Source organism: Bifidobacterium sp. LH_424, assembly GCF_056356895.1.
This window is the reverse complement of record NZ_JBKEVC010000007.1, coordinates 37528-62057: the sequence shown is the minus strand read 5'-3', so window position 1 is coordinate 62057 and position 24530 is coordinate 37528. Positions and strand designations below refer to the sequence as shown.

Genomic DNA, 24530 nt, shown 5'->3' with positions numbered 1-24530 from the left:
ACCATCGGACGAATATGACGCCGTGAAAGCTACACTGGGATTATGTCCGAGACTGTGAGCGAATTCGAGTTCGAGCGGCGGTTCTTCTGTCGTGAACTGCCGCCCGAATACGATGACGGCGATGCACCCGCCCTCATCCTGCAAAGCTATTTCGTCTATGAGGACAATTATGCGCTACGCGTGCGCCTGAAGACGCGACGTGTGCGCATCGACATGACGCCCGACCTCGACCCGCGCGCGGTGCTCGAGGAGCATTGCGACGATTTCGAACGCGCCTACGTCACCGTGAAAGGGCCGTCCGTGGGCGGCACACGCTATGAGGCGGAACGTGAGATCGACACGCGCATCGCCGTCGAACTGGTGCGGCGGGGCGGCAGGCCGATTATCAAGAACCGGTATTCCGTGTGGATCGCGGAGGACGGGTGGAGCGTGGACGTGTTCGGCGGGGCGAACGCGCCGCTCATCGTCGCCGAGGCGGAGCGCGCCACGCCCGTCACGAATCTCACGATCCCGAAATTCTGCGTCACCGAAATCACCGACCAGCCGCGCTTCAACAACGATGGTCTCGCCGGTCGCCCATTCGGCGAATGGAAGGACGATTTCGAGCGCGAACTCGCCGCCACCGGCCCCCAATTCCAACAATTCTTCGGCAAGAACAAAATGGAGTGAACGCGGGCAGACCGCGCACCCGGCCCCCTCTGACGAGGGGGCTGTCCGCGAAGCGGACTGGGGGAGAGACCACGGCCGTAGGCCGCAGGAAACGGAATCGGCCTTCGGTCGATGCGATATTCCCGCGACCTACGGTCACTTCCGTTTCTCTCCCTCCGACCGCCTACGGCGGCCACCTCCCTCGTCAGAGGGAGGCAAGGAAGCGGAAATCAGTACATCAGCGTGGCGAGGCGTCGGCGGGCGGCCTTGAGGCGCGCGTCGGTCGGCTCGGGAATCGCGAAGTATTCGAGCAGGCGCTTGCGCACCGGTTCGATGTCAGCCTTGTGGCCGGCGGCCACGAAGTCGAGCAGACGGTCGAAGGCGTCCTGGATCTGCCCGCCGATCATGTCGATGTCGGCCACGGCGAGCTGCGCCTCCACGTCATCCGGCGCGGCCGCGGCGGCGGCGCGCACCTCGCGCACGTCGGCGTCGGCCGAACGCGCGAGCAGCAGCGCCTTGGCGCGTTCGCGAGCGGCGAGCGCGTCGTTCGGATCGGATTCGAGCACCTTGCCGTACGCGGCGGCGGCACCCGCGTAGTCGCCGGCCTGCGCCAGCTGATGCGCCTCCTGATGCTCCGGCGGCACGACGGCGGCCGCGGCGGCACCCGCGCCGTCCGTGCCGGAACCGTCGGCGCCCGCCGCGGACGGGTCGCCCGAGTATGGGGCGGTGCCGGTCACGCCGGACTGCTGCGCCATCGCGACGATCTTCGGCAGCACCTGCTCCTTGATCTGCGTGAGCTCGTCATCGGAGGGCAGACCCTGCAGCAACGGCATCGGACGGCCGCCGATCAGAGCGAACAGCGCGGGCGCGCCCTGCACCTGCAGCGCCTGGGCGATCGACGGGTTCTCGTTGATGTCGATGCGGGAGAGCTGGATCTGGCCGTTCATCGCGTTCACCGCGTCGGCGAGCGCGCGCGCCATCGGGAAGAGACGGTCGTCGGTGGGAATCCACAGGAGCAGCAGGATCGGGAACGTGGCGGAGGTCTGCACCATCGCCTGGAACGTGTTCTCCGTGGTGTCGATCACGTAGCCGCCGGCCGCGGGCGCGCCGCCCTCCTGGCCGGGCTCGGCCTTCACCTGATGCGCGAGCGCCTCGAGATCGACGGCTCCCGCCAACGAGACCCCGGGATTGAACTTCGGCTGATCGGCCATGCCACGCCTCCAACTTGTCGTGAGAATACAAAAAGATGCCGCCACTCATCTTAGTGACGGCATCCCCGCTTCGCCTACAGCGTTCACTACAGCGCTTCGACCTTGACGGGCTGGCGTTCGGCGCCGACGGCGGTGATCTTCGCGGCATCGCCGGTGGCGCCGGCCGGCGGGATGTACATGGCGATCACGTTCACGTACGTGACCTTCATCGTGCTGGTGGCCTTGCCGTCGCCGAACAACGCCTTCTCCTGGTCGGAGGCGGGCAGCGATTCGCGGCCCTCGCCGGCTTGGCGCGTCCAGGTGGAGTCGATGCGCGCGACGACCAGGTCGCCGCCGTCCGTGGACCGCATGATCGCGAGCTGGTTCTTCGGCGCGGTGAACTCCTGCTCCTGCGTGCCCTTGTTCGCCTCCATACCCTGCTGCACGGTGGCGTTCAGCTGCTGGAGGTCGGAGCGGAACAGGTCGTCGGCGAACTTGTCCTTGTACTGGCTGGAATCACCGTTGTTGAGCAGGTCGGTGTACCAGTCCACCGCGTCCTGGGGGGTCGCGACGAGCTTGGTGTCCTTCGCGGTGCCCATCTCGGTGCCGAGCTTCGGCACTTCGAACTTCGGCAGCTTCGCGCCTTGGAACAGGCGGGCCACGCCCCACAGCTTGTAGTTCTCGCGCGCGGAATCCTGCGTCATGACGAGCAGTCGCTTCGACTGCTGGTCCTCGGTGGTCGTCGTGATCGTGAACACGGTGCGCGGCCATCCGTCGTCGACGGGGATGACGGTCTGCGTGATCTTGCGCGGAATCGTCGCCTTCGCGTCGAGCGTGCCGGTCGCCGCGGCGATGGTGAGTTCGCTGGTGCGCACCTCGAGCTGCGGTCCGGTCAGTCGCGCGGCGAGTCCGTCCACGTTCTTCGACTCGTTCGCCGCATCGATCACGTCGAGGATGTCCGTGCGGATCCTCTTCTCCTGCGCGACGGTCAGGTCGGGCGTGCGGGCCGCGGATTCCGCGGTCGCGACCTTCGGCACCTGTCCTTCGCACGCGCCGAGCGAGACGAGCATGCCGGCGGCGAGGGTGAGCGCCGTGAGTTTCGCCGCGATGGTTCCCATACGTTTCGTCATCGGTTCTCCTCCCCGTCCGTGGTCGTGTCGTCGGTCGCGGCGTCTCCGGCCGCGCCCGAATCGCCGGAATCATCCGAACCGTCGCCGCCGACCTCCTGCGCGAGACGCGCGAAGTACGCCTGCAGTTCGTCGGGGGAGATCACGGACGTCGCCTCGTCGTTGACGTCCGGTTGCGCGGCGGCGGCCGGCTGCGGCGTGGCGGCGGCATCGGCCGCGCCCGCCGCGTCGGCGACGAGATTACGCGACGTCGGATCGACGACCACCGGCGAATCGACCTTCACCGGCTCGATCGTGCCCGTGTCGGTGCCGACGGCGTGGCGGCGGCGACGGCCGCGCCCGCCGCGTTTCGTCTTCGGCTCGTAGCTCGGGCTGAGACCGAGGCTGCCGGCGACGGCCGCGCCGATCGACACCTCCTCCTCGGGCTCGACCGGGGCGCTTTCGACGTGGCGCTTGCGGCGCTTGTGCGGCGGCATCGCGAAGACGGTGGCGGTGAACACGGCGAGCACGGCGAGCAGTCCGCCGATGAAGTACAGCGGGGTCGCGTAGTCGGGCAGCGTGCGGCGCGTCCACGTGAACGACACGTCGGCGGCGGTCGACGAGCCGAGGTCGACGATCGCGACGTCGGTGGAGCTGCGCGACGTCGCCTTCATCGTGACCTCGCCCTTGCCGCACTTGACGGCGGTCCACATGTCGGAGTCCTTGAACGCGACTTCGGTGGAGTCGCCGGCGGCGGACGCGGCGCCCGAGGCGCTCTCGTCCTGGCCGCCGTCCGCCTTCTCGGTGGACAGCGTCGCCCAGTCGGCCAGTCCGGTGACGCGCGTGTAGGCGGCGCCGGACAGCCACCCGGAGGCGTCCTTCGACGAGGCAGTCGCGACGCACACGTCGCCGCCGCCCGCGTCCACGTTCATGTTCACGGTGCTGTCGACCAGTCCGAGCACGTTCGGATCGGTGACGATGTAGCGGGAGCCGCTGACCTTGGCATCGGCGGTGATGATGCGGCTCGGCTGCCAGATCGTGGCGTTCAGCACGCCGACGACGATCGCCGCGACGGCCAGGAGGCCGACGAACGGCGTGACCACGCCGCGCATGATGGTCGCACGGCGCCGATCGTGCGGAGTGCGGCCGTCCTTGCGGCCGGCCTCGTCCGCGCGCTCGTTCTCGTTCTTGGATTCCTCAACACTCATAATGAGCGCCATTCTACAAGCCAGGCCTGAAAGCCGGGTGGGAACGGCGGGAAAATCGCGGTTGGCGGCTAGGGTGGTGCCCATGCGCAACACTTCTCATTCCGTGATCCGCACCGCTCTGGCGGCCATCTGCTCGCTCGCCATGTGCGCGACGCTCGCCGCGTGCGGCGGTTCGAACTCCGATTCGAAGGACTCCTCGAAGTCCTCGTCCGACTCCTCCTCCAGCTCCTCGTCGACGAAGATGGACCAGATCGCCGGCGTGACGGCGACCGGCGATCTCGGCTCGAAGCCGAGCATCAAGTTCAAGACGCCGATGACCGTGCAGAACAACACGTACGCGGTCGTGCAGAACGGCGACGGCGAGACCATCGAAAAGGGCGACCGCGTGTGCGCCCAGGGCATCGCGATCAACGCGAAGGACGGCTCCGAGCTGATGAGCTCGTGGGAGAAGAACACGCCCGACTGCTCGATCCAGCTGTCCGACTCGAACCTCAAGCAGATCCCGCCGTACACGAAGATGGTGGGCCTGAAGCTCAACTCGACAATCGTGTTCGGCGTCAACGACTCGAACAGCTCCGGCACGTCCTACCTGCTCGCCTACACGCTCGTCTCCCGCTCCAAGGACCTGACCAAGGCCACCGGTGACGTCGTGACCGACATCCCGTCGAACCTGCCGAAGGTGACGCGCGCCAAGAACGGCAAACCGTCCATCGACATGAACGGCCAGGGCTCCGTGGATTCGCTGGTCGTGCAGACGCTCGTCAAGGGCAAGGGCAAGGAGCTCACCAAGGACAACACCGCGGTCGTCAAGTACACGGGCTGGCTGACCGACGGCACGCAGTTCGACTCCTCCTGGTCGAAGAACACGACGCTCGACGCCGACCTGTTCAGCGATTCGACGAACGGCCAGCATCAGGTAATCACCGGCTGGCAGGAGGGTCTGCGCGGCCAGACCGTCGGCTCGCAGGTGCTGCTCATCATCCCGCCGGACAAGGCGTATGGCGACACCGCCCAGGGTTCGATCCCCGCGAACTCGACCCTCGTCTTCGTCATCGACATCCTCGGCGCCTACTGATCGGCGGGTAGCGAGTCTACGATTGGCCCCCTCTGACGAGGGGGCTTTGCTGTTGGAGGAATCGTCCGTGATGCGCGTGGCGGCAAGGCGCACCGAGGGAAGGCGTGCGCAGGCACGTCGACCGGAGGAGCAACGCGGCCGACGCGCCATCACGGCCTGTTCAGAACAGACGCAGGGAGTCGTCCTCGGTACCCTTCATCTCCTCGTAGTCGAGGATCAGGCAGCGGAAGCCGCGGTCCTCGGCGAGGACGCGCGCCTGCGGGGTGATGGTCTGCGCAGCGAAGATGCCGTGCACGGGGGCGAGCAGCGGGTCGCGGTTCAGCAGTTCGCAGTATCGGGTGAGCTGTTCGACGCCGTCGATGCCACCGTGGCGTTTGATCTCGATGGCGACGTGTTCGCCGTCCGCGTTGACGGCCATGATGTCGACCGGGCCGATGGCGGTCGGGTATTCGCGGCGCACGAGTTTCGCGCCGTCGCCGATGCGGTGGATCTGTTCGGCGAGGTACTGCTGCAGATGGTCCTCGACGCCGTCCTTGACGAGACCGGGATCGACGCCCAGATCATAGCTTTCGTCCGAATACACGTGGTACAGCGTGACTTCCAGGATGTCCGACGACTTGTCCGCCGTGACGCGCAGCACCTTCTCGGGCTGCGGTGCGGTTGCGTCCGCCGCGTCCGCATCCGTCGTGTCCGCGCCCTTCTCCCCCGCTTCCGGGACGATTTCGCGGATCGTGCAGGGGGCGCTCATCCAGTTCAGCGGCTTGTACGAGCCGAGTTCGGAGAAGATCAGCAGGCTGTTGTCCGCCTTGATGAGCAGGACGCGCCTGGCGAACGGCAGGGATGCGTTGAGTCGTCCGGAGTATTCCGCCGAGCAATCGGCCACAAGAATGCGCATAACGGCTCACTGTACCGCATCCTCCCCACCCCACTCACCACACCTCACCCACAACCCACTCACACCCCCGGCGCAACTCCCATGGTGCGGTAAAACTCCCATGGTGCGGTAAAACTCCCATGGTGCGGTCGCCGAAAACCGCATGATTCCGAGGATATGGAGAAAGTGTGTTGCCGCACCATGGGACGAAAAAGCCCTCTTCGGGATTCCTTGAATCCTGAAGAGGGCTTTAGGACGCCGAGGTCAGCGGGTCGATGGGGACCCGGTCACTGCTCGGGACCGGAGTACTGCACGTCGTGGCCGCGTTCGACCGCGACGGTCAGCTTGTTCGAGTCGAAGGAGATGAATCCGTCGGTCACCTCGAACGTGTGACGGGCATCGTCGGGCTCGACCACAGTGAGCGTACCCTGCTTGATGACCGTGAGCACCGGCTCATGGTTCGGCAGGATGCCCATGCCGCCTTCGGAGGCGGGGATGGTCACGCTTTTCGCCTCGCCGTGCCACACGGGGTGGTCGGCCGCGACGATGTTCACCTTCATCGTGGTCTTTTCCGATCCTGCCATCACGCACCCAGTTCCTTCTGCATCTTGTGCCACTTCTCCTCGAGGTCGTCGATGCCACCGATGCCGGAGAACGCCTGCTCCGGGACGTCGTCGTACACGCCGTCGCAGATGCGGGTGAAGGCCTCGATGGTCTCGTCGGCCGGCACGTAGGAGCCCGGACGACCGGTGAACTTCTCGGCCACGTAGAAGTTCTGGCCGAGGAACTGCTCGATGCGGCGGGCGCGGTTGACGGTGGTCTTGTCCTCTTCGGAGAGCTCGTCGATGCCGATCAGGGCGATGATGTCCTGCAGCTCCTTGTTACGCTGCAGAATCGCCTTGACGCGGTTGGCGCACTCGTAGTGCTTCTGGCCGACGTAACGCGGATCGAGGATTCGCGACGTGGAGCTCAGCGGGTCCACGGCCGGGTAGATGCCCTTCGAGGCGATGTCACGGGAAAGCTCGGTCGTCGCGTCGAGGTGGGCGAAGGTCGTGGCCGGGGCCGGGTCGGTGTAATCATCGGCCGGCACGTAGATGGCCTGCAGCGAGGTGATGGAGTGGCCTCGCGTCGAGGTGATGCGCTCCTGGAGCGCGCCCATCTCGTCGGCCAGGTTCGGCTGGTAGCCCACGGCGGAAGGCATACGGCCCAGCAGCGTGGACACCTCGGAACCGGCCTGCGTGAAGCGGAAGATGTTGTCGATGAACAGCAGCACGTCCTGGTTCTGCACGTCGCGGAAGTACTCGGCCATGGTCAGTGCGGTCAGCGGCACGCGCAGACGGGTGCCCGGCTGCTCGTCCATCTGGCCGAAGACCAGGGCGGTCTTCTCGAGAACGCCGGCCTCGTCCATCTCGCCGATCAGATCGTTGCCCTCACGGGTACGCTCGCCGACGCCGGCGAACACGGAGACACCGCCGTGGTTCTGCGCCACGCGCTGGATCATCTCCTGGATGAGGACGGTCTTGCCGACGCCTGCGCCGCCGAACAGACCGATCTTGCCGCCCTGCACGTACGGGGTCAGAAGATCGATGACCTTGATGCCGGTCTCGAACATCTGGGTCTTGGACTCCAGCTGGTCGAACGCCGGCGGGTTGCGGTGGATCGGCCAACGCTCGGTCACGGTGATGGTCTCGTCCGGCTTCTTGTTGAGCACGTTGCCCGCGACGTCGAAGACGTGGCCCTTGGTCACGTCGCCGACCGGCACGGAGATCGGCGCGCCCGTGTCGAACACGGAGGCGCCGCGCACCAGGCCGTCGGTCGGCTTCAGCGCGACGCAGCGCACGGTGGAGTCGCCGAGGTGCTGTTCGACCTCGAGGGTGATCGTGGTCGACTTGGCCTCGCCTTCCTCCTTGGCGCCCGTGTTGACGATCGTCACCTTCAGGGCGTTGTAGATGTCGGGCAGATGGCCCACCGGGAACTCAACGTCGATGACCGAACCCTGGACTCGGGTGACGCGTCCGTGAATCGGCTCGCCGTTGCTCTCGGAAGCCACAGTGGTCTGTTTCTCAGCCATAGTGCGTTCCTACTCTTCCTTTGTATTCAGCGCGTCGGCGCTGCCGATGATCTCGGTAAGTTCCTGCGTGATCGAGGCCTGACGCGAGGCGTTGAGCTTGCGCGTGAGATCGTCGATCAGATTGCGTGCGTTGTCCGTAGCCGTGTGCATGGCGTTCTGGCGGCTCGCCGTCTCGGAGGCGGCGGCGGTCAGCAGGCACTCGTGGATGCGGGACTGGATGTACTTCGGCAGAATCGCATCCAGCACCTCGTCCAGGCTCGGCTCGAAGGCGTACAGCGGCGAGACGTCGTCCGAATCGGAGGACTCCTCCTCGGACGCGCGCGTCGTCGGCGCGCCCACGATCTCGACGGGCAGCATGCGCAGCACGCGAACCTTCTGGACCACCATGTTGATGAACTCGGTGTAGACGATGTAGAGTTCGGAGACTCCGCCCTGGTCCGCCGGCTTCATGTAGGCGTCCATCAGAGCGTTGGAGATCGTCTCAGCGATTTCCACGCCGGGCTGGTCGGTGTCGCCCTCCCATGTGGCCGCGACGTCGCGGTTGCGGTACTTGTAGTACGTCGAACCGCGACGCCCGTACACGAACAGCTCCGGCTTCTTGCCGGCATCCTCGAGACGAGCCAGCAGCGACTCGGTCTCGCGGATGATCGAAGAGGTGTACGGGCCGGCCATGCCACGATCCGAGGTGAGGGCGAGAACGGCCACGCGCGGGTTGTTCTCGTCCTTCACCGCGATCGGATGCGTGATATGGGTGTGTGCCACCAACGCTTGCACGGCATCGAAAATCGCATCGGTGTACGGCTTCGCGTTCAAGGCGACGTCACGGGCCTTGGCGATGTGCGAAGACGCGATCATCTCCTGGGCGTTGAAGATCTTCTCCAACGACTCGGTGGAGTGGATGCGTGATTTCAATGCGAGTTGCGAGCCCATGGCTTACTTCTCTCCCGCCACGATCTTTTCCTGCTCGACCGGGGCGGCCTTGGACACGTCCGGCTTCTTGTCGACCAGCGGCTTGCCGGTGGACGACACGAAGGTCGCACGGAACGCATCGACGGCCTTGGCCAGCTCCGCCTCGGTGTCGGCGGTGAAGTCCTCGGTCTCGCGGATGGTCTTGAGGATGTCGGTGTTGTGATCGAGGTAGTCCAGCAGACCCTGCTCGAAGGGCAGCACGTCCTTGAGCTCGAGGTCGTCGAGCTTGCCGTGGGTGCCGGTCCAGACGGACACGACCTCCTGCTCCATCGAGTACGGATGGAACTGCGGCTGCTTCAACAGCTCGGTCAGGTGGGCGCCACGGGTCAGCTGGGCCTTGGACGCCGCATCCAGATCGGACGCGAACATGGCGAAGGATTCCAGCGAACGGTACTGCGCCAGGGAGATCTTCAGCGTGCCGGAGACCTTCTTGAGAGCTTTGGTCTGTGCGGCGCCGCCGACTCGGGAGACCGAGATGCCGACGTCCACGGCGGGACGCTGGTTGGCGTTGAACAGATCGGACTGAAGGAAGATCTGGCCGTCGGTGATGGAAATCACGTTGGTCGGGATGTAGGCGGACACGTCGTTCGCCTTCGTCTCGACGATCGGCAGACCCGTCATCGAGCCGCCGCCGAGGTCGTCGGAGACCTTCGCGCAGCGTTCGAGCAGACGGGAGTGCAGGTAGAAGACGTCACCCGGGTAGGCCTCGCGCCCCGGCGGACGGCGGAGCAGCAGGGAGATCGATCGGTACGCCTCGGCCTGCTTCGACAGATCGTCGAAGACGATGAGGACGTGCTTGCCGTTGTACATCCAGTGCTGGCCGATGGCCGATCCGGTGTACGGGGCGATGTACTTGAAGCCGGCGGAATCGGAGGCCGGGGAGGCCACGATGGTGGTGTACTCCATGGCGCCCGCGTCTTCGAGGCTCTGCTTCACGGAGGCGATGGTGGAGCCCTTCTGGCCGACCGCGACATAGATGCAGCGCACCTGCTTCTTCGGATCGCCGGATTCCCAGTTCGCCTTCTGGTTGATGATGGTGTCGATCGCGATGGCGGTCTTGCCGGTCTGGCGGTCGCCGATGATGAGCTGGCGCTGGCCGCGGCCGATCGGCGTCATCGCGTCGATGGCCTTGAGGCCGGTGGACAGCGGCTCGTCGACCGGGTGGCGGTGCATCACGTCCGGAGCCTGGGCTTCAAGGATGCGGCGGCCTTCGCTCTTGATCTCGCCGAGGCCGTCGATCGGCTTGCCCAGCGGGTCCACGACGCGGCCGAGGTAGCCGTCGCCGACGGGCACGGAGAGCACTTCGCCGGTGCGGCGCACTTCCTGGCCTTCCTCGATTCCAGCGAAATCGCCGAGGATAACCACGCCGATCTCACGGGCGTCAAGGTTGAACGCCAGGCCGAGCGTGCCGTCTTCGAACGTCAGCAGCTCATTGGCCATGCAACCAGGCAATCCCGTCACGTGCGCGATGCCGTCACCGGCCGTGGCGACATAGCCCACTTCCTGGGTGGGAGTGTCGCTCGGCTGGTAGGACGACACGAAGTCGTCCAAGGCCTTGCGTACCGAGGCGGGATCGATGGTCAGTTCTGCCATGATCACTCCTTCATTTGGTTTCTTGTTCAGTGCAAGTCTTTGCTTGTGTGTTCAGCCGTGCGGCGCTTGCGGAGGCCGATGGCCCCGCCCGGCGCACGCGGGCCTGTCAGTCGGTGCTCAGTTCGTGCCGGCCTTCACCGTGCGGTGGAGATGTTCGAGCTGCGCGACCACGGTGTTGTCCGTGACCTCGTCGCCGACCTGGATGCGCATGCCGCCCAGCACGGACGGGTCGACCACGGCGTTGATGTGCACCGGGCGTCCGACCTTCGCCGTGTAGATCTTCACCAGTCGCAGGATCTGCTCCTTCGTCAGCGGGGTGGCGGTGGTCACGGTGACCATCGACTCGCCCATGTGGCGGGAGAACTTGTTGATCAGCCACTGGATGGTCTCCAGATAGCGGCGACGGCGCAGGTTGCACGTGGCGTGCTCGGCGAGACGCATCGTGACCTTGTTGAGGCCCTTGCCGCCGAACAGCTCGCGGAACAGCGCGACGCGCGCCTGGCTCGTGGCCTGGTCGTCGTACAGCTTGGCGCGCACGACCGGCAGGGTCAGCAGCGCCGAGTTCAGCTGGGACAGCTCGATGGACACCTTGAGCGTGGCGCCGGTGGCGTCCGCGTAGTACATCATCGCGTCGACGCCGAAGTCCTCGACGGCGTTCGCGATGTGGCGGGCCTTGCTCCACTGGCGACCGACCAGATCGGTCAGGATCTCCATCGTCATCGGGTGCACGCGGTCGCCGACGATCTCCTTGAGAACGGCCACCTTGTCGGCGACCGGACGGGACGGGTCGGTCAGCGCGCGCTCGAGCGCGATGTTGTCATCCAGCACACGGGTGATCGTGAACAGTTCGTTGCCGATCCGCCACGCGTCCTCACGGGTGTCGCGAAGCTTCGGGGCCAGCGAATCACGCGACTCGCGGTCTGCAATACGAGATGCCTCTCCTCGCATGGTCACCTCCCTTTCTCGTTGCGGATGTTCACTTCTTGGCGTCCAGATCGTCGAGCATCGAATCGATCATCGACGACTGCACGTCCTTGTCCTCGAGCTTGGCGCCGAGGATCTTGCCGGCCAGCGCGGTGGCGAGCGTGCCGACCTCGCCCTTGAGGGAGACGAGGGCCTGCTGCTGCTGCGATTCGAGGGAACGCTGAGCGTTGGCGGTGATCTGCGCCGCATCGGCCTCGGCGCGGGTGCGCGCGTCGGCGACGATGTGGGAGGCTTCCGCACGGGCGTCGTCGCGGATCTTCGCGGCTTCGACGCGGGCTTCGCTCATCTGGGCCTCGTACTTGGCCTTGGCCGCGTTGGCGTCCTTCTGGGCCTGCTCGGCCTTGGCGATGCCACCCTCGATCTTGGCGGCGCGCTCATCGAACACGGCCTGGAACTTCGGCAGGAAGAACTTGTAGAAGAATACGGCGACGATGACGAGGATGATCAGCGACCACACGATGTCATAGGTCTCAGGCAGGAACAGCTCGACGCCGCTCGCGGCTTCAGTCACCATAACGTCTTCCTCCTTTCATGTCCTTGGAGATTCGTTTCGGATGGGCTATCGATCACTGGAAGATGAAGGCGGCGACGAAGCCGAGCAGCGCCAGCACCTCGACGAACGCCAGACCAAGGAACATCAGCGTCTGCAGGCGGCCGCCGAGCTCGGGCTGGCGGGCCGTGCTCTCGATGGTCTTGCCGATCAGGATGCCCAGACCGATGCCGGGGCCGATGGCCGCGAGGCCGTAGCCGACGACGTTCAGGTTGCCCGCAACCGCAGCGAGGGTAACGATATCCATGGTTGTTTCCTTTCTGGTTATTGCCGTGATAGCAACAGTTTGTTGTCCCTGGGTCAGTCGGCCTCGGGGAAGCTCATATTGATGTACGCGGTCGTCAGGATCGCGAAGATGTAGGCCTGCAGGCAGGCGACCAGCGCCTCGAACAGGAACATGAACATGCCGGCGGCGAAGGTGATCACGCCGAACGGGGCCATCGCCTTGTTGGCGATGTCGATCAGGAAGAACTGGGTGGCCGACAGGCACAGGCCGAGGATGAGGTGGCCGGAGACCATGTTGGCGAAGAGTCGGATCGTCAGCGAGAACGGGCGGATGACGAGCAGCTCGAGCAGCTGAATCGGCGACAGCAGGATGTAGATCGGCGCGGGCACGCCCTTCGGGAAGAGCTCGTCACGCAGGAAGTGGCCGAGGCCCTTCTCGCGGATGCCGGCGATCCAGTACTGGCAGAAGCACCACATGGCGAACACCAGCGGCAGCGTGATCGTCGCGGAGGCTGCGATGTTGAAGCCCGGGATGATGCCGCACAGGTTGAACACCAGCAGCGTGCAGAACACGGTGGTGACCATCGGCACGTAGCGCTTGCCACGCACCTCGCCCATCACCTGGTAGACGATCTGGTCGCGCACGAACTCGATCAGCCATTCGACCGCGCCCTGCCAACGGCCCGGAATCAGCTTCACGCGGTGCGCGGTGATGCCCAGCACGATCAGCATGATGATGGTCGCGAGAATGCGGACCAGGATGATTCGGTTGATGGCGAACGGGGTTCCCTGGAACAGCAGTTCCGGAGGGAGAAAATCGTCGATGCTCGGGTACTCCGGTTGCGTGGCACTCGCCAACGTCAGCGAGTTGAGTGCAGCACCAATCATTCGCGCCTCCTGCTTCTTCTAGTCAGGTGTCAGTTTAGACCAACTGGGTCGGCGAATGTGACGTGTCGATGAATTCGTCTTCCGTCTTCCCTCTTCGGAACCACCGGCCTCGGCATGGGGTCGGGCCGGCGTCGAGCTCCGAAATTGACTGATTGCCGATTATTGGCCGGTCTTGGGACAAAACCAAATGGCCGCCACATCGGCGTGTTGTCGTATTACATCGTTGGAACGACGCGGGTTTCCGGCTTTTTCAAGCGGTTTTCCAGAAGTAATCCGTTGCCATATTGTGACCATTTACCAGACCAAATAATGGACGTTCACTGTCCGCATCGCAAGCAGGCCGGCTCCGAAGCAACCCGAAATCGGCCTTGGATCAGCCCCGGATCACCCCGTAGCCGTCGTGCGCGAACGGCGCGAAACCGTCCTTGCGGGGTCCGCCCGGCTCATGCCGGATCGACCGGTCCGTGCCGAGCCGCTTCTCGGCCCGCAGTTCCGGCACCTCCGTCAGGTCGTACGGCGTGGTCTGGTACACCCAGTTGAGCCAGTTGCGCCACAGCAGGTTCGCGTGCGCGCGCCACGCGAACAGCGGCTCGATCGACGGGTCATCGTGCGGGAAGTAGTTCTTCGGGAACGGCACGTTGCTCATGCCCTTCGCCATGTCGCGCTCGTACTCCTCGGCGAGCGTGTACTTGCCGTACTCCCAATGCCCGAGCGCGAACACCTCGGAGAAATCGCGCGTGGCGATGAGCCCCGGCCCCGACTCCGGCCCCCACGTGAGGATCTGCAGATCGGGGTTGGCGCGCACATCGCGCTCGTCCACGCCGGCGAGGCGCGAGTGCGGCTGCAGCGCGATCTCGTCGAAGCCGTTCGTCAGGAAGCAGTATTCGTCCTGCAGATACTGCGGGAACACGCCGAACACCTTCTCGGCGTAGTCGACCTTGCGCACGCCGTAGCGCCGGTAGAGCGCGCCCATCGCGCCCCAGCACAGGTACATCGTGGAGAACACGTGCGTGGACGCCCAGTCGAGAATCGTCTGGAACTCCTCCCAGTAGTCCACCTCCTCGAACGGCATGTGCTCGACGGGGGCGCCGGTGACGACGAAGCCGTCATAGTAGTTGTCGGCGAACGCGTCGAGGTTCTCGTAGAACTTGAGCAGATGGTCGGCGGACACGTGCGTGGCCTCGTGCGTCGAGGTCTTCATGAAGTCGACCTCGACCTGCAGCGGGGATTTCGAGATGAGACGCAGCAGCTGGGTCTCGGTCTCGATCTTCTTGGGCATGAGGTTCAGGATCACCAGCTTGAGCGGGCGGACGCGTTGACGCTCCGCCTCGGGCTTCTCAAGCGCGAAGATGCGCTCCGAGTCGAGGATGGCTCTGGCCGGCAGGCCGCTGGGAATCTTGATAGGCATGTCTTCATTATGGCCATAACGCGGATTTGCCGCACGTCGCAGGCTTCCCCGACGCCATACTTCTTTCTTATCGCGGATTATCAACCCCCGCCCCGCGAACCACGCAAACGCGACACGCCGATAGCGCTCCGATTTGACGTATACCGATTCGCCGGTATCTTAGATAGAGCTGTCGCAAAGACAAGCCGACGCGGGGTGGAGCAGCTCGGTAGCTCGCTGGGCTCATAACCCAGAGGTCCATGGTTCAAATCCATGCCCCGCTACCAACAGAAAACGCTAGGAATCACAACGATTCCTAGCGTTTTTCGTTTTCCGAGCCGGGCGCTTGCCGGGCAGATACCCCCTCAGCCGGCTTCGCCGCCAGCTCCCCCTGAAGGGGGGCGCAAACCGCTGGTCACCCTTCAGAGAAGCAGTCCACTGTAGGTGGGCCGCCACGGAGGCGGACCTCTGCTACAGGCTCCGGCGCTTGATCACGGCGAGGATGAACGCGCCCACCGCGAGCGCGGAGATGCCCACGCCGAACACGAATCCCACGTTCACGCCGGTCTGGGGCAGCGGTTCCTTCGGCTCGTCCGGTTTGCACTCCTCCTCCACCGGTTCGCACGGCTCGTCGGGGTTGTCGGGTTCGCATGGCTCGACCGGTTCCTCGGGCTCGCACGGCTCCTCGGGTTCCTCCGGTTCGCATGGCTCGACCGGCTCATCCGGTTCGCAGGGTTCCTCCGGCTCCTCCGGTTCGCACGGCTCCTCGGGCTCGCACGGCTCGTCCGGCTCCTCGACGGTTACGCGCGTGTGCTCCCATTTGTCGTCGTAGCGGCTGGCGGCGGGCATCACGCGGTCGTCGCCGGCGAATTTCCAGACGAACACGTACCAGCCGTGGCCGTCCGCCTTGATCTCGACCGGATTGCCGTGCGCGTCGGGCGATCCCGCTCCCACGCGGATCCGCCCGTTGACGGCCGGATACTCCCAGGTGCCCACGAGTCGGTGGTTGGCGTCCTCGGCGGGCTCCTCGGCACCCTTCGGCTCGTATGCGTCATCGTTCGCGGGATCGTCCGGGTCGCCGGACCACCAGACGCTCACCTGCGCGAGCGGCTGGTCGGCGCCGATGCCGTAGGCCTCGTCGCCGGCGAACGTGCCGTGGTCGTCGGGGAATCCCTTCACCGTGATCGTGTCGCTCAGGTGCGAGCCGACCTGCGCCGCGTGCTCGGTGACGGTCGATTCGACCTCCAGCTTCGCGCGGTTCGAGTTGCTTTCGGTCGCGTCGAGGAACGGCGTGACCACGTCAGCGAGCACGTATTCCTTGGCTTCGTCGCTCTGTTTCGACGCGTCGATCGCCCACACCCAGGTGCCGAAGCCGCCGCGCGCGGGCGCGTGGTACGGCTTGCCGTCCTTGCCGGTCGCCTTCGCGGTCACCTGCTGTCCGGCGCCGGTGAACGTCGCCTCGCCTTGGGCGGCCGGCTCGTAGCCGCGTCGTTTCACGCGCGCGAGGAAGTCCTCGACGCTTTCGCCTTCCTTCGGTTCCATGCGGTCGACGAGCCGGTCGGCGGGGATGTCGTCGAAGTACCAGCCGTCGGCGACGAGCTTCAATCCGTCCTTCCAGTGATCGTCGTCGCCGGCCACGCCGGAGGTCACCTGGTCGCCGACCTCCTGCCCGGCGTCGACGATCTTCGCCGCGGTGACGGTGGCGAGCGTCGGCGTGAAGTCCTTGCGCACGCGGAAGGCGACGCCCACGTTGGACACGCTTTCCTGCTTGCCGAATCCGATGTAGTCCTGGTCGCTGACGAACTGTTCGATGCGCGGACGGTCGTAGCTTGAGTGGACCTTCACCTCGCCTTTGCCGGTGGCGGTCCACGTGTGCCGTATCGGTTTCAGATCGGTCACGCCGCTCACGACGGCGCCCGCCGCGCCGCCGTCGCCCGCGTCGAACCGCGCCGGGCCTTCGATGCGCAGTTCGTAGCGGATGCCGGCGATGCCCTGGCCGCCGGCGTTGGTCACCTGCACGTCGACCCATCCGTTGCGCACGCCGTCGACCGTTTCGGATTCGACGCGGATGCCCATCGGCACGCGCGCGCCCGCCTCCTGCCACAGTTCGGCGGCCCGCGCGTCGAGTCCGGGATGCCGTTGCAGGATCGCCGCGTAGTGCCGTTGCCATTCGCCCGGATCCGCGTCGAAGTGGTCGTGCACGAGGATGCCGATGGCGGCATGGGTGCGTGCGTCGCGGTTCTCCCGATAGTGGTCGGCGAGCCATCCGATGCGTCTCGCCGCCTCGCCGTCGTCGCGGATGTGCGACGACGAGTAGCTGGTTCCGGCGGTCTTGCCGGCTTCCATGCAGTAGACGAGGCGTCCGTCGGCGGTTCTGGTGATCGCGCCGATCCGTTGCCCCTTCAGCGTGCCCACGTCGTATTCGAGATACGTGTTCACCGGCGCCCAGCTCATGCCGCCGTCGGCGAGCGCCGCGGGTACGCCGACGGCCATCATCGTCATCATCGCCGATATGGCCGCGATGATCGCGGCGAGACTGGGGCGCTTCCGTGCGCGCGTCTCACCATGCGACCCGAGATTCGATTCGTCGGTCATGCTCGTGTCCTCCCTGTCCTGCGCCCCGATGGGGCGCTGCTTGTTCCCTACGTCCGCCCTCGTGCCGGGGCCGTCGGACGGATGCGTTCATGTTCGCGGAAACGGGCGGCGCGCACCCCGTTTTCCGGGCCTTGTGGTCGGAGCCCCCGAGGCCGGGCGTGTTGTGGATAAGTTCAAACGTTTGCTTGTCCACATTCCGCCGATTCGGGGCGCTTCCCGCGACGGTCGTCCACAAACGTTGTCGCCCGTCCACCGGGTTATCCACCGCGACGGGCCGAAAAGGCTGTATTTCCGGCACACCCGCCCCTACAATGGGTGCCGTGGCACATCCAAGGTCGCGTGGCCGCAACATTGCGCTGCGGTCCGTGCGATACGTGTGAGAAGTAAGGAGGAGGTCGCCATGTCGAAGACGACCAACAGCGATACGAACAACGCCGTGGCCGATACGAAGTCGGAGGATCACGAGGCGGCAACGGCGGAGAAGGGCGTCAAGACCGCGAAGACCACGAGGAAGAGGACCACCACGCGCCGCCGCAAGGCCGCGAAGCCGACCCAGGTCGAGGTCACCGTCGTGGGCGAGACCCCGGCGCAGTCGATTCCCGTCACCGAACCGGGCCAGTTCGGCCGCATCAACATCATGGACGTCACGCCGAACGAGGAGCGCGGCGTCTACCCGGCGCGCGTCGAGCTGGGCGAGCCGTTCGAAGTCACCGCGCAGGTGTTCATCGAAGGCCGCACGAAGGTTGGCGCCACCGCGGTCGTGCGCAACCACCGCGGCAAGGAGATGCAGCGCATCCCGATGACCTGCGCCAACCCGGGTCTCGACCGTTGGGCCGTGACCCTGACCTGCGGCGAGCATTCCGACGTGAAGCCGTGGGAGCCGGAGTTCGCCCAGATCAAGCGCCAGCTTGGCGAATGGTCCGTCACCGTCGAGGGCTGGGAGGACACCTACCGTTCCTGGCTGCACGACGCCGCCATCAAGGTGAAGGTGAACGACGACGTCGAGAACGCGCTGATCTCCGGCGCGCAGCTGCTCGACCGCTGGGCGCACACCCCGGACGCGAAGCTCAAGGCCGCCCAGCGCAAGGTGCTCGAGGCCGCCGCGAAGACGATGGCCGACGAGACCCTCTCCCCCGAGGATCGTCTCGCCGCCGCCACGACCGCCGAGGTCACCGAGCTGCATGAGACGAACCCGCTGCGCGACGGCCTGTCGGAGAGCGCCCCGCAGCGCTTCCTGGTCCAGCGCCCGAAGTCCAGCTTCGCCGCCTGGTACCAGTTCTTCCCGCGTTCCGAGGGCGCGTATGTGGACGAGGAGACCGGCAAGATCGTGCAGGGCACGCTGAAGACCTCCGTCTCCGGCCTGGAGCGCGCGAAGGCCGAGGGCTTCGACATCGTGTACCTGCCGCCGATCTTCCCGATCGGCCACACGAACCGCAAGGGCAAGGACAACTCCCTCGTCGCCGGCCCGGACGATCCGGGTTCGCCGTTCGGCATCGGCTCCGAGCTCGGCGGCCACGACACCGTGGACCCGCTGCTCGGCACGATGGACGATTTCAAGGCCCTGTGCGCGAAGGCGCATGAGCTGGGGCTGGAGATCGCGCTCGACTTCGCCCTGCAGTGCTCGCCCGACCACCCGTGGGTGAAGGAGCACCCGAACTGGTTCCGCACCAAGCCGGACGGCACGATCGCGTTCGCCGAGAACCCGCCGAAGAAGTACCAGGACATCTACCCGATCGACTTCAACGCGGACATGCCGGGCATCGAGCGCGAGGTCGAACGCATCATGGACCTGTGGGTCGAGGCGGGCGTGACGATCTTCCGCGTCGACAACCCGCACACGAAGCCGGTGCGCTTCTGGCAGGACGTCATCGCCGCGGTCACGAAGAAGCACCCGGAGGTGCTGTTCCTCGCCGAGGCGTTCACCCGCCCGGGCATGATGCGCGCGCTGAGCTACGTGGGCTTCACCCAATCGCACTGCTACTTCCCGTGGCGCAACACGAAGGAGCAGCTGGAGGAGTACCTCGGCACCACGAACGGCGACGACGGCTACTACCAGCACAACACGTTCTGGCCGACCACGCCGGACATCCTCACCGCCTACGTGCGCGACAACGGCATCGCCGGCCACGCGGTGCGCGCGGTGCTCGCCGCGATGGGCTCGCCGAGCTGGGGCATCTACAACGGCTTCGAGCTGATCGAGAACCAGCAGCGCGACGGCTTCGAGGAGCAGCGCAACAACGAGAAGTACGAGATCAAGGTGCGCGACTGGTCCGAGGCGGACAAGTTCGGCATCGCCGAGCTGCTCACCTCGCTCAACCGCATCCGCCGCGAGCATGTGGAGGCGTTCAGCTACCACAACCTGCACGTGCTGGAGACCAGCGACCCGAACATCGTCGCGTTCGCGCGCCACACGCCGGCGAACCTGACGAAGTCCGGCAAGCCGGAGACGCTGATCGTGGTCGTCAACCTCGACTGCCACAACGCGCATCAGGCGATGGTCCACTTCGAGATGCCGGAGTTCGGCGTCGATCCGAAGTGGGGCGCGCATCTGCGCGACGAGCTGACCGGCCGCGACTTCGCCTGGGGCTGGGACAACTTCGTCTCGCTCGCCCCGTGGGCGGATGTGGCGCACGTGTTCAGCGTCGTGCACGAATACGGCGAATGATTCCGCCCGCCGCGTGTTTCGCGGTAAGGTGATTAGCGAACAACAACCAATCAAGGAGAAACCGAAATGGCTGAAACCTTCAACGTCGTGGTCGAGATCCCGCGCGGTTCGAAGAACAAGTACGAAGTCGACCAGGAGACGGGCCGCGTCTTCCTGGACCGCGAGCTGTTCACCGCCATGGGCTACCCGGACGACTACGGCTACATCGAGGGCACGCTGGGCGAGGACGGCGATCCGCTGGACGCGCTCGTCATGGTCCGCAACTCCGTGTTCCCGGGCTGCGTCATCGAGTGCCGCGCCGTGGGCCTGTACCACATGGAGGACGAAGAGGGCGGCGACGACAAGGTGCTGTGCGTGCCGGCCGATGTCCGCTACGACGACATCCAGGACGTCAAGGACGTCAACGAGTACCACCTGAAGGAGATCAAGCACTTCTTCGAGCAGTACAAGGCCCTCGAGCCCAACAAGGAAGTCCTCCCGGGCGACTACTGGACCGGTGCGGACGTCGCCGAGAAGGAAATCAAGGAAGCGCGCGAGCGCCTTGCTGAGGCGTCTAAGTGACAGTCCAGTGGACTGTCACTAGCCGAAGTGAGCGGCTTGCCGCGAAGCACGCGTGAAACGCGTGACGCGAAGTGATTTCGCGTGATTAGGCTCCCCTTGCAGGGGAGCTGGCCCGCGAAGCGGGACTGAGGGGTAGTCGGATCAAGCATCCACTACCCCTCAGTCGTCTCCGACGACAGCTCCCCTGCAAGGGGAGCCGGTTTCACTGGAGCTACATGCCCCATCGAACGACGACGGCCCTTCTGCAAGGGGAGCCGAAAGACCGGCATCGGTATATAATCGAATACCGTAATTTCACCTAGGCGTAGGCGGCGTGTGGGAACGCTGGTCGAGGCCCATCCCGTGGTGACGGCCATCGGGCCGCCGGGGGATGAACCATTCACGCACACACCATGATTTCGATGATTATCCAATCGTTGCTGATTTCCGTTTCCGTTTCGATGGACGCGTTCGCCGTGTCCATCGGCAAGGGCCTGACCGTGAAGAAGGCACGGTTCATCGACGCCCTGAAATACGGCCTGTGGTTCGGCGGGTTCCAGGCGCTGTTCCCGCTGCTCGGCATCTTCGCCGCCTCCGCGTTCGCCTCCTACGTGACGAGCGTGGACCACTGGATCATCTTCTTCCTGCTGGCCGTGATCGGCGGCAACATGATCCGCGAATCGTTCGAGGAGGACGAGGAGAACGCGAAGGAGACGCCCGAATTCGACTGGAAGCACATGCTGCCGCTCGCCGTGGCGTGCAGCATCGACGCGTTCGCCGTGGGCGTGAGCCTGGGTCTCATGAAGGTCAACATCGCGTTCACGGTCGCCGCGATGGGCGTGGTGACCGGCCTGTTCTCGATCGCCGGCATCTACATCGGCCGCGCGTTCGGCGCCCGCTGGCAGAAGCCCGCACAGATCGCCGGCGGCGTGGTGCTGATCCTCATCGGCGTCAAGGTGCTCCTCGAACACCTGGGCATCATCGCGTTCTGAGCTCGGACTTCGCTGCCTCCCTCTGACGAGGGAGGTGTCATCGCGAAGCGATGACGGAGGGAGAGAAGAAGAGCGGCCGTAGGCCGCGGGGGAAACTGAATCGGCCTCCGGCCGATGCCTTGTCTCCCCCGCGGCCTACGGCCGCGGTCTCTCCCCCACCCGGCTTCGCCGGGAGCCCCCTCGTCAGAAGGGGCCGGATGCGGATAAGCCTCAACCGACGATCTGCAGGAGCAGGGCGGCGGCGAAGACGACGAGACCGTAGAACATGACGGGCAGCAGTGCGACGCCGATCCAGGGGGCACGCTGCGCCGGATCCGGATCGAGCTCCCTAAGCCACCATACGGAGGCGTAGGCGAGCACGAGCGCGAACAGCACCATCACCACGACCACGCCGGCGAACAGGCCGTCGGACACCCTGAACCCGCCGGAGACCACGTACGGGATGAAGTACCAGCCGGCGAGCGAGATCGACGCGGCGCCGCCGGTCACGCAATGCGACAGGGCGCGGATGAGATGCGAACGCTCCTCGCGCAGCATCTGCCGTCCGAACGAGACGATGGTGAGCACGACGAGCAGGCCGGCCACGGCGGCCGCCCAGCGAATCTCGTCGGAGTTCGCGTCGAACAGGGCGCCACGCGCGTCATCCTTCACCATGAACAGTCCGCCCGCGGCGGGGAACGCGACGAACACCAGCGACAGCGCGCCGGCGATGATTCCGATCACCCGGTCCACGATCGTCGCGCGGAACGGCCAGAACACGTGGAACAGCACAAGCGCCACGGCCAACAGCACGATCACGGCCATCTGCGCGACGATGCCGGCTCCCGCGCCGGCCAGCCCCCACACGGCGCCGACCACGATGAGCAACGCGTACGCGAGCGCCTGCACGCCGAGCATCGCCCCGCGCTTGGCGTTCCACTGGCTTACGGCTTCACCGGTCATACCAATCCACTCCCGAATCCACAATGCGGCCTCTTAACTGCACCAATCCTACCCGCCGCGGCGGATGCCGGGCCGCCACCCGCCGGACATCCGCGCAAGCTCCCGCCGCACGCCGCCGAACCCACGGCACCGCACGCCGGCCATATCCGCGACCGCATCGCAGACGCCATCGCATAGTGGACATGACCACATGGTGGATGCATCCCCGCCCCGATTTCCCCCGTTTTCGCATCGGTTTTCCCATCCCGGTCCGCGTCGGAGCAGCCGCCGACTCCCGGAAACGCAACGTTTTCCGCACGCATATTGCCGCTTGTTGTCACAGAAGTTAACATCATGTGTCCCATCTGTGCGCGTACAATGAGGCGCAGAATTCGTAAGGGTCTCCATCACGAATCTCCGATTCGGCGCGCCACACCCGTCTCGGTCATTCCCGCAATGGTCGCCTTCCATCTGACAAGGCCCGGCCCGCGCCGGAGCCCGATACAAGAGAGGGGCAAGACGTGACTGATCTGACGTTGATGACGTTCGCAAGCAACCCCGCCTCCGTGCTGCCGTCGCTCGCCCTGCTCTCCCACCGCGTACGCGTCCTGCCGATGGACGCGGCCAGTCTGGTGAAGATGCCGGAGAACACGATCCTGTTCCTCGACGCGCGCGACGATCTGGCCACCGCGAAGACCCTGTGCAATCTCATCCACGCGTCCGGCCTGTCCACGCCGATCGTGCTGATCCTCACCGAGGGCGGCTTCACCGTCGTCAACTCGCAGTGGGGCATCGCCGACGTGGTCGTCGCGACCGCCTCCCCCGCCGAGGTCGAAGGCCGTCTGCGCCTCGTCTCCGAACGCGGCAACGCACCTGCCGCGAGCGCGAGCACGGCCGCGGGTGACAAGGGCGTGACCACGGAGGACGGCCAGATCCGTTCCGGCGACCTCATCGTGGACACGAACGGCTACACCGCCTCCCTGCACGGCCGCCCGATCGATCTGGCGTACAAGGAGTTCGAACTGCTCAAGTATCTCGTGCAGCATCCCGGCCGCGTGTTCACGCGCGCGCAGCTGCTGCAGGAGGTGTGGGGCTACGACTACTACGGCGGCACGCGAACCGTCGACGTGCACATCCGTCGTCTGCGCGCCAAGCTCGGCGGCGAATACGAGCATCTCATCGGCACCGTGCGCAACGTCGGCTACCGTTTCGACCCGCCGGACGAGGAGTCCGAGGAGTCGGCCGCCAAATCCGCCGCGCGCAACGCGCCGAAGGGCGAGTGACGGCGCGGGCCGTCATCGATCATCCGAGCGCGATCATCCCAATCACCCAGAGCATCCGATATGCCACGTGAATCGAAGCGGGCCCGCGTCGCCCGCATGCACGACGAATACGCGATCCTCACCGGACTGTTCCCCGAACCGAAGTGCGCACTCGACTTCTCGACGCCGCTACAACTGCTCATCGCGACCGTGCTGAGCGCGCAGACCACCGACAAACGCGTCAACACGGTCACGCCGGAACTCTTCGCCCGTTACCCGGACGCCGCGGCGCTGGCCGTCGCGAATCCCGAAGACGTGGAGGACATCATCCATCCACTCGGCTTCTACCGGTCCAAGACGAAGCATCTGCTGGGACTCGCCGCCGCGCTCGACGAGCGTTTCGGCGGCGAGGTGCCACGCACGATGGCGGAACTCACGAGCCTGCCGGGCGTGGGCCGCAAAACGGCGAACGTCGTGCTCGGCAACGCGTTCGGCGTGCCCGGCTTCCCCGTCGACACGCACGTGATGCGCGTGACCGGACGCCTGCGCTGGCGCAGCGACTGGCGCGACCGTCACCCCGATCCGGTGGCCGTCGAGAAGGAGATCACCGCATGCTTCCCGCCCGAGGAGTGGACGGATCTGAGCCACCGGCTCATCCTGTTCGGACGTGCGGTCTGCCACGCGCGCACGCCCGAATGCGCCGACTGCCCGCTCGCCGCCACCTGTCCGTCCGCGCCGTCCGTCGCGTAGCCTCCCGCCCCTTCCGCACCTCGCCGGCGGACTTCCG

The 24530-nt window shown here is 65.7% G+C and carries 22 protein-coding genes and 1 tRNA gene; 8 read left to right on the top strand and 15 right to left on the bottom strand.

The window, feature by feature from the left end; all coding sequences use genetic code 11:
• Positions 1-42 precede the first annotated feature (42 nt).
• A complete protein-coding gene (locus AC1AYP_RS07080) occupies positions 43-669 on the top strand; it encodes a CYTH domain-containing protein (protein ID WP_476502679.1) in 627 nt (208 codons plus the stop codon).
• Between the two features lie 209 nt (positions 670-878).
• Here the strand turns inward: AC1AYP_RS07080 and AC1AYP_RS07075 are convergent, their stop codons facing one another.
• The 3 genes from AC1AYP_RS07075 to AC1AYP_RS07065 all read right to left on the bottom strand — a co-directional run bounded on the left by AC1AYP_RS07075 (position 879) and on the right by AC1AYP_RS07065 (position 4152).
• Entirely contained in the window at positions 879-1859 is a 981-nt protein-coding gene (locus tag AC1AYP_RS07075) for a tetratricopeptide repeat protein (RefSeq protein WP_476547245.1), read from the bottom strand.
• An 86-nt stretch (positions 1860-1945) separates the two neighbouring features.
• Positions 1946-2968: a DUF8094 domain-containing protein gene (locus AC1AYP_RS07070; protein ID WP_476547243.1), complete on the bottom strand. Its 1023-nt coding sequence runs from the start codon at positions 2966-2968 to the stop codon at positions 1946-1948.
• Complete coding sequence (locus AC1AYP_RS07065; protein WP_476547241.1) at positions 2965-4152, bottom strand: hypothetical protein; 1188 nt, start codon at positions 4150-4152, stop codon at positions 2965-2967. Before AC1AYP_RS07065 ends, AC1AYP_RS07070 begins: the two co-directional genes overlap by 4 nt.
• Positions 4153-4234: 82 nt before the next feature.
• On the opposite strand from AC1AYP_RS07065, the gene AC1AYP_RS07060 reads away from it, so the two are divergent.
• Complete coding sequence (locus tag AC1AYP_RS07060) at positions 4235-5227, top strand: FKBP-type peptidyl-prolyl cis-trans isomerase (protein ID WP_476502683.1); 993 nt, start codon at positions 4235-4237, stop codon at positions 5225-5227.
• 160 nt (positions 5228-5387) lie between these two features.
• On the opposite strand, the gene nucS is transcribed toward AC1AYP_RS07060, so the two are convergent.
• From nucS to AC1AYP_RS07010, 10 genes are all read right to left on the bottom strand, one after another.
• Entirely contained in the window at positions 5388-6122 is a 735-nt protein-coding gene (gene nucS, locus AC1AYP_RS07055) for an endonuclease NucS (RefSeq protein ID WP_476547240.1), read from the bottom strand.
• Between the two features lie 266 nt (positions 6123-6388).
• Entirely contained in the window at positions 6389-6685 is a 297-nt protein-coding gene (locus AC1AYP_RS07050; protein WP_034528884.1) for a F0F1 ATP synthase subunit epsilon, read from the bottom strand.
• The gene (gene atpD, locus AC1AYP_RS07045; protein WP_476547238.1) at positions 6685-8172 is read right to left on the bottom strand and encodes a F0F1 ATP synthase subunit beta; all 1488 of its coding nucleotides are present in this window, start codon (positions 8170-8172) and stop codon (positions 6685-6687) included. The genes AC1AYP_RS07050 and atpD overlap by 1 nt, the downstream gene beginning before the upstream one ends.
• A gap of 9 nt (positions 8173-8181) precedes the next feature.
• Positions 8182-9102 (bottom strand): F0F1 ATP synthase subunit gamma, encoded by a 921-nt coding sequence (locus AC1AYP_RS07040; RefSeq protein ID WP_476532721.1) that lies wholly within the window; start codon positions 9100-9102, stop codon positions 8182-8184.
• A 3-nt stretch (positions 9103-9105) separates the two neighbouring features.
• Positions 9106-10734, bottom strand: coding sequence for a F0F1 ATP synthase subunit alpha (gene atpA, locus AC1AYP_RS07035; protein WP_476502686.1), 1629 nt, complete (start codon positions 10732-10734; stop codon positions 9106-9108).
• 117 nt (positions 10735-10851) lie between these two features.
• On the bottom strand, positions 10852-11682 hold the full coding sequence (locus AC1AYP_RS07030; protein ID WP_476502687.1) for a F0F1 ATP synthase subunit delta: 831 nt from the start codon (positions 11680-11682) through the stop codon (positions 10852-10854).
• Positions 11683-11710: 28 nt separating this feature from the next.
• Positions 11711-12229, bottom strand: a complete 519-nt coding sequence (locus tag AC1AYP_RS07025) for a F0F1 ATP synthase subunit B (protein WP_476502714.1) — start codon at positions 12227-12229, stop codon at positions 11711-11713.
• 55 nt (positions 12230-12284) lie between these two features.
• The gene (gene atpE, locus AC1AYP_RS07020) at positions 12285-12515 is read right to left on the bottom strand and encodes an ATP synthase F0 subunit C (RefSeq protein ID WP_034528870.1); all 231 of its coding nucleotides are present in this window, start codon (positions 12513-12515) and stop codon (positions 12285-12287) included.
• A 53-nt stretch (positions 12516-12568) separates the two neighbouring features.
• Positions 12569-13381, bottom strand: coding sequence for a F0F1 ATP synthase subunit A (gene atpB / locus AC1AYP_RS07015; RefSeq protein ID WP_476502688.1), 813 nt, complete (start codon positions 13379-13381; stop codon positions 12569-12571).
• Between the two features lie 373 nt (positions 13382-13754).
• Entirely contained in the window at positions 13755-14789 is a 1035-nt protein-coding gene (locus AC1AYP_RS07010; protein WP_476502689.1) for a homoserine O-succinyltransferase, read from the bottom strand.
• Between the two features lie 189 nt (positions 14790-14978).
• Between AC1AYP_RS07010 and AC1AYP_RS07005 the strand changes: the two genes are divergently transcribed.
• Positions 14979-15055 (top strand) — tRNA-Met (locus tag AC1AYP_RS07005).
• Positions 15056-15239: 184 nt separating this feature from the next.
• On the opposite strand, the gene AC1AYP_RS07000 is transcribed toward AC1AYP_RS07005, so the two are convergent.
• The gene (locus AC1AYP_RS07000; protein WP_476502690.1) at positions 15240-17363 is read right to left on the bottom strand and encodes a hypothetical protein; all 2124 of its coding nucleotides are present in this window, start codon (positions 17361-17363) and stop codon (positions 15240-15242) included.
• 400 nt (positions 17364-17763) lie between these two features.
• Here AC1AYP_RS07000 and AC1AYP_RS06995 point away from each other — a divergent pair, with 400 nt between their 5' ends.
• The 3 genes from AC1AYP_RS06995 (at position 17764) to AC1AYP_RS06985 (ending at position 21560) form a co-directional block, all read left to right on the top strand.
• Positions 17764-20028, top strand: coding sequence for an alpha-1,4-glucan--maltose-1-phosphate maltosyltransferase (locus tag AC1AYP_RS06995; RefSeq protein WP_476502691.1), 2265 nt, complete (start codon positions 17764-17766; stop codon positions 20026-20028).
• Between the two features lie 66 nt (positions 20029-20094).
• Entirely contained in the window at positions 20095-20589 is a 495-nt protein-coding gene (locus tag AC1AYP_RS06990; protein WP_476502692.1) for an inorganic diphosphatase, read from the top strand.
• Between the two features lie 392 nt (positions 20590-20981).
• Complete coding sequence (locus AC1AYP_RS06985; RefSeq protein ID WP_476502693.1) at positions 20982-21560, top strand: manganese efflux pump MntP; 579 nt, start codon at positions 20982-20984, stop codon at positions 21558-21560.
• A gap of 210 nt (positions 21561-21770) precedes the next feature.
• On the opposite strand, the gene AC1AYP_RS06980 is transcribed toward AC1AYP_RS06985, so the two are convergent.
• A complete protein-coding gene (locus tag AC1AYP_RS06980) occupies positions 21771-22502 on the bottom strand; it encodes a hypothetical protein (RefSeq protein WP_476532724.1) in 732 nt (243 codons plus the stop codon).
• 518 nt (positions 22503-23020) lie between these two features.
• Between AC1AYP_RS06980 and AC1AYP_RS06975 the strand changes: the two genes are divergently transcribed.
• Positions 23021-23764 carry a winged helix-turn-helix transcriptional regulator gene (locus tag AC1AYP_RS06975; protein ID WP_476502715.1) on the top strand — a complete coding sequence of 248 codons (744 nt, stop codon included), beginning with the start codon at positions 23021-23023 and terminating at the stop codon, positions 23762-23764.
• 60 nt (positions 23765-23824) lie between these two features.
• Positions 23825-24493: an endonuclease III gene (gene nth / locus AC1AYP_RS06970; RefSeq protein WP_476547236.1), complete on the top strand. Its 669-nt coding sequence runs from the start codon at positions 23825-23827 to the stop codon at positions 24491-24493.
• The last annotated feature ends 37 nt before the right edge of the window (positions 24494-24530 follow it).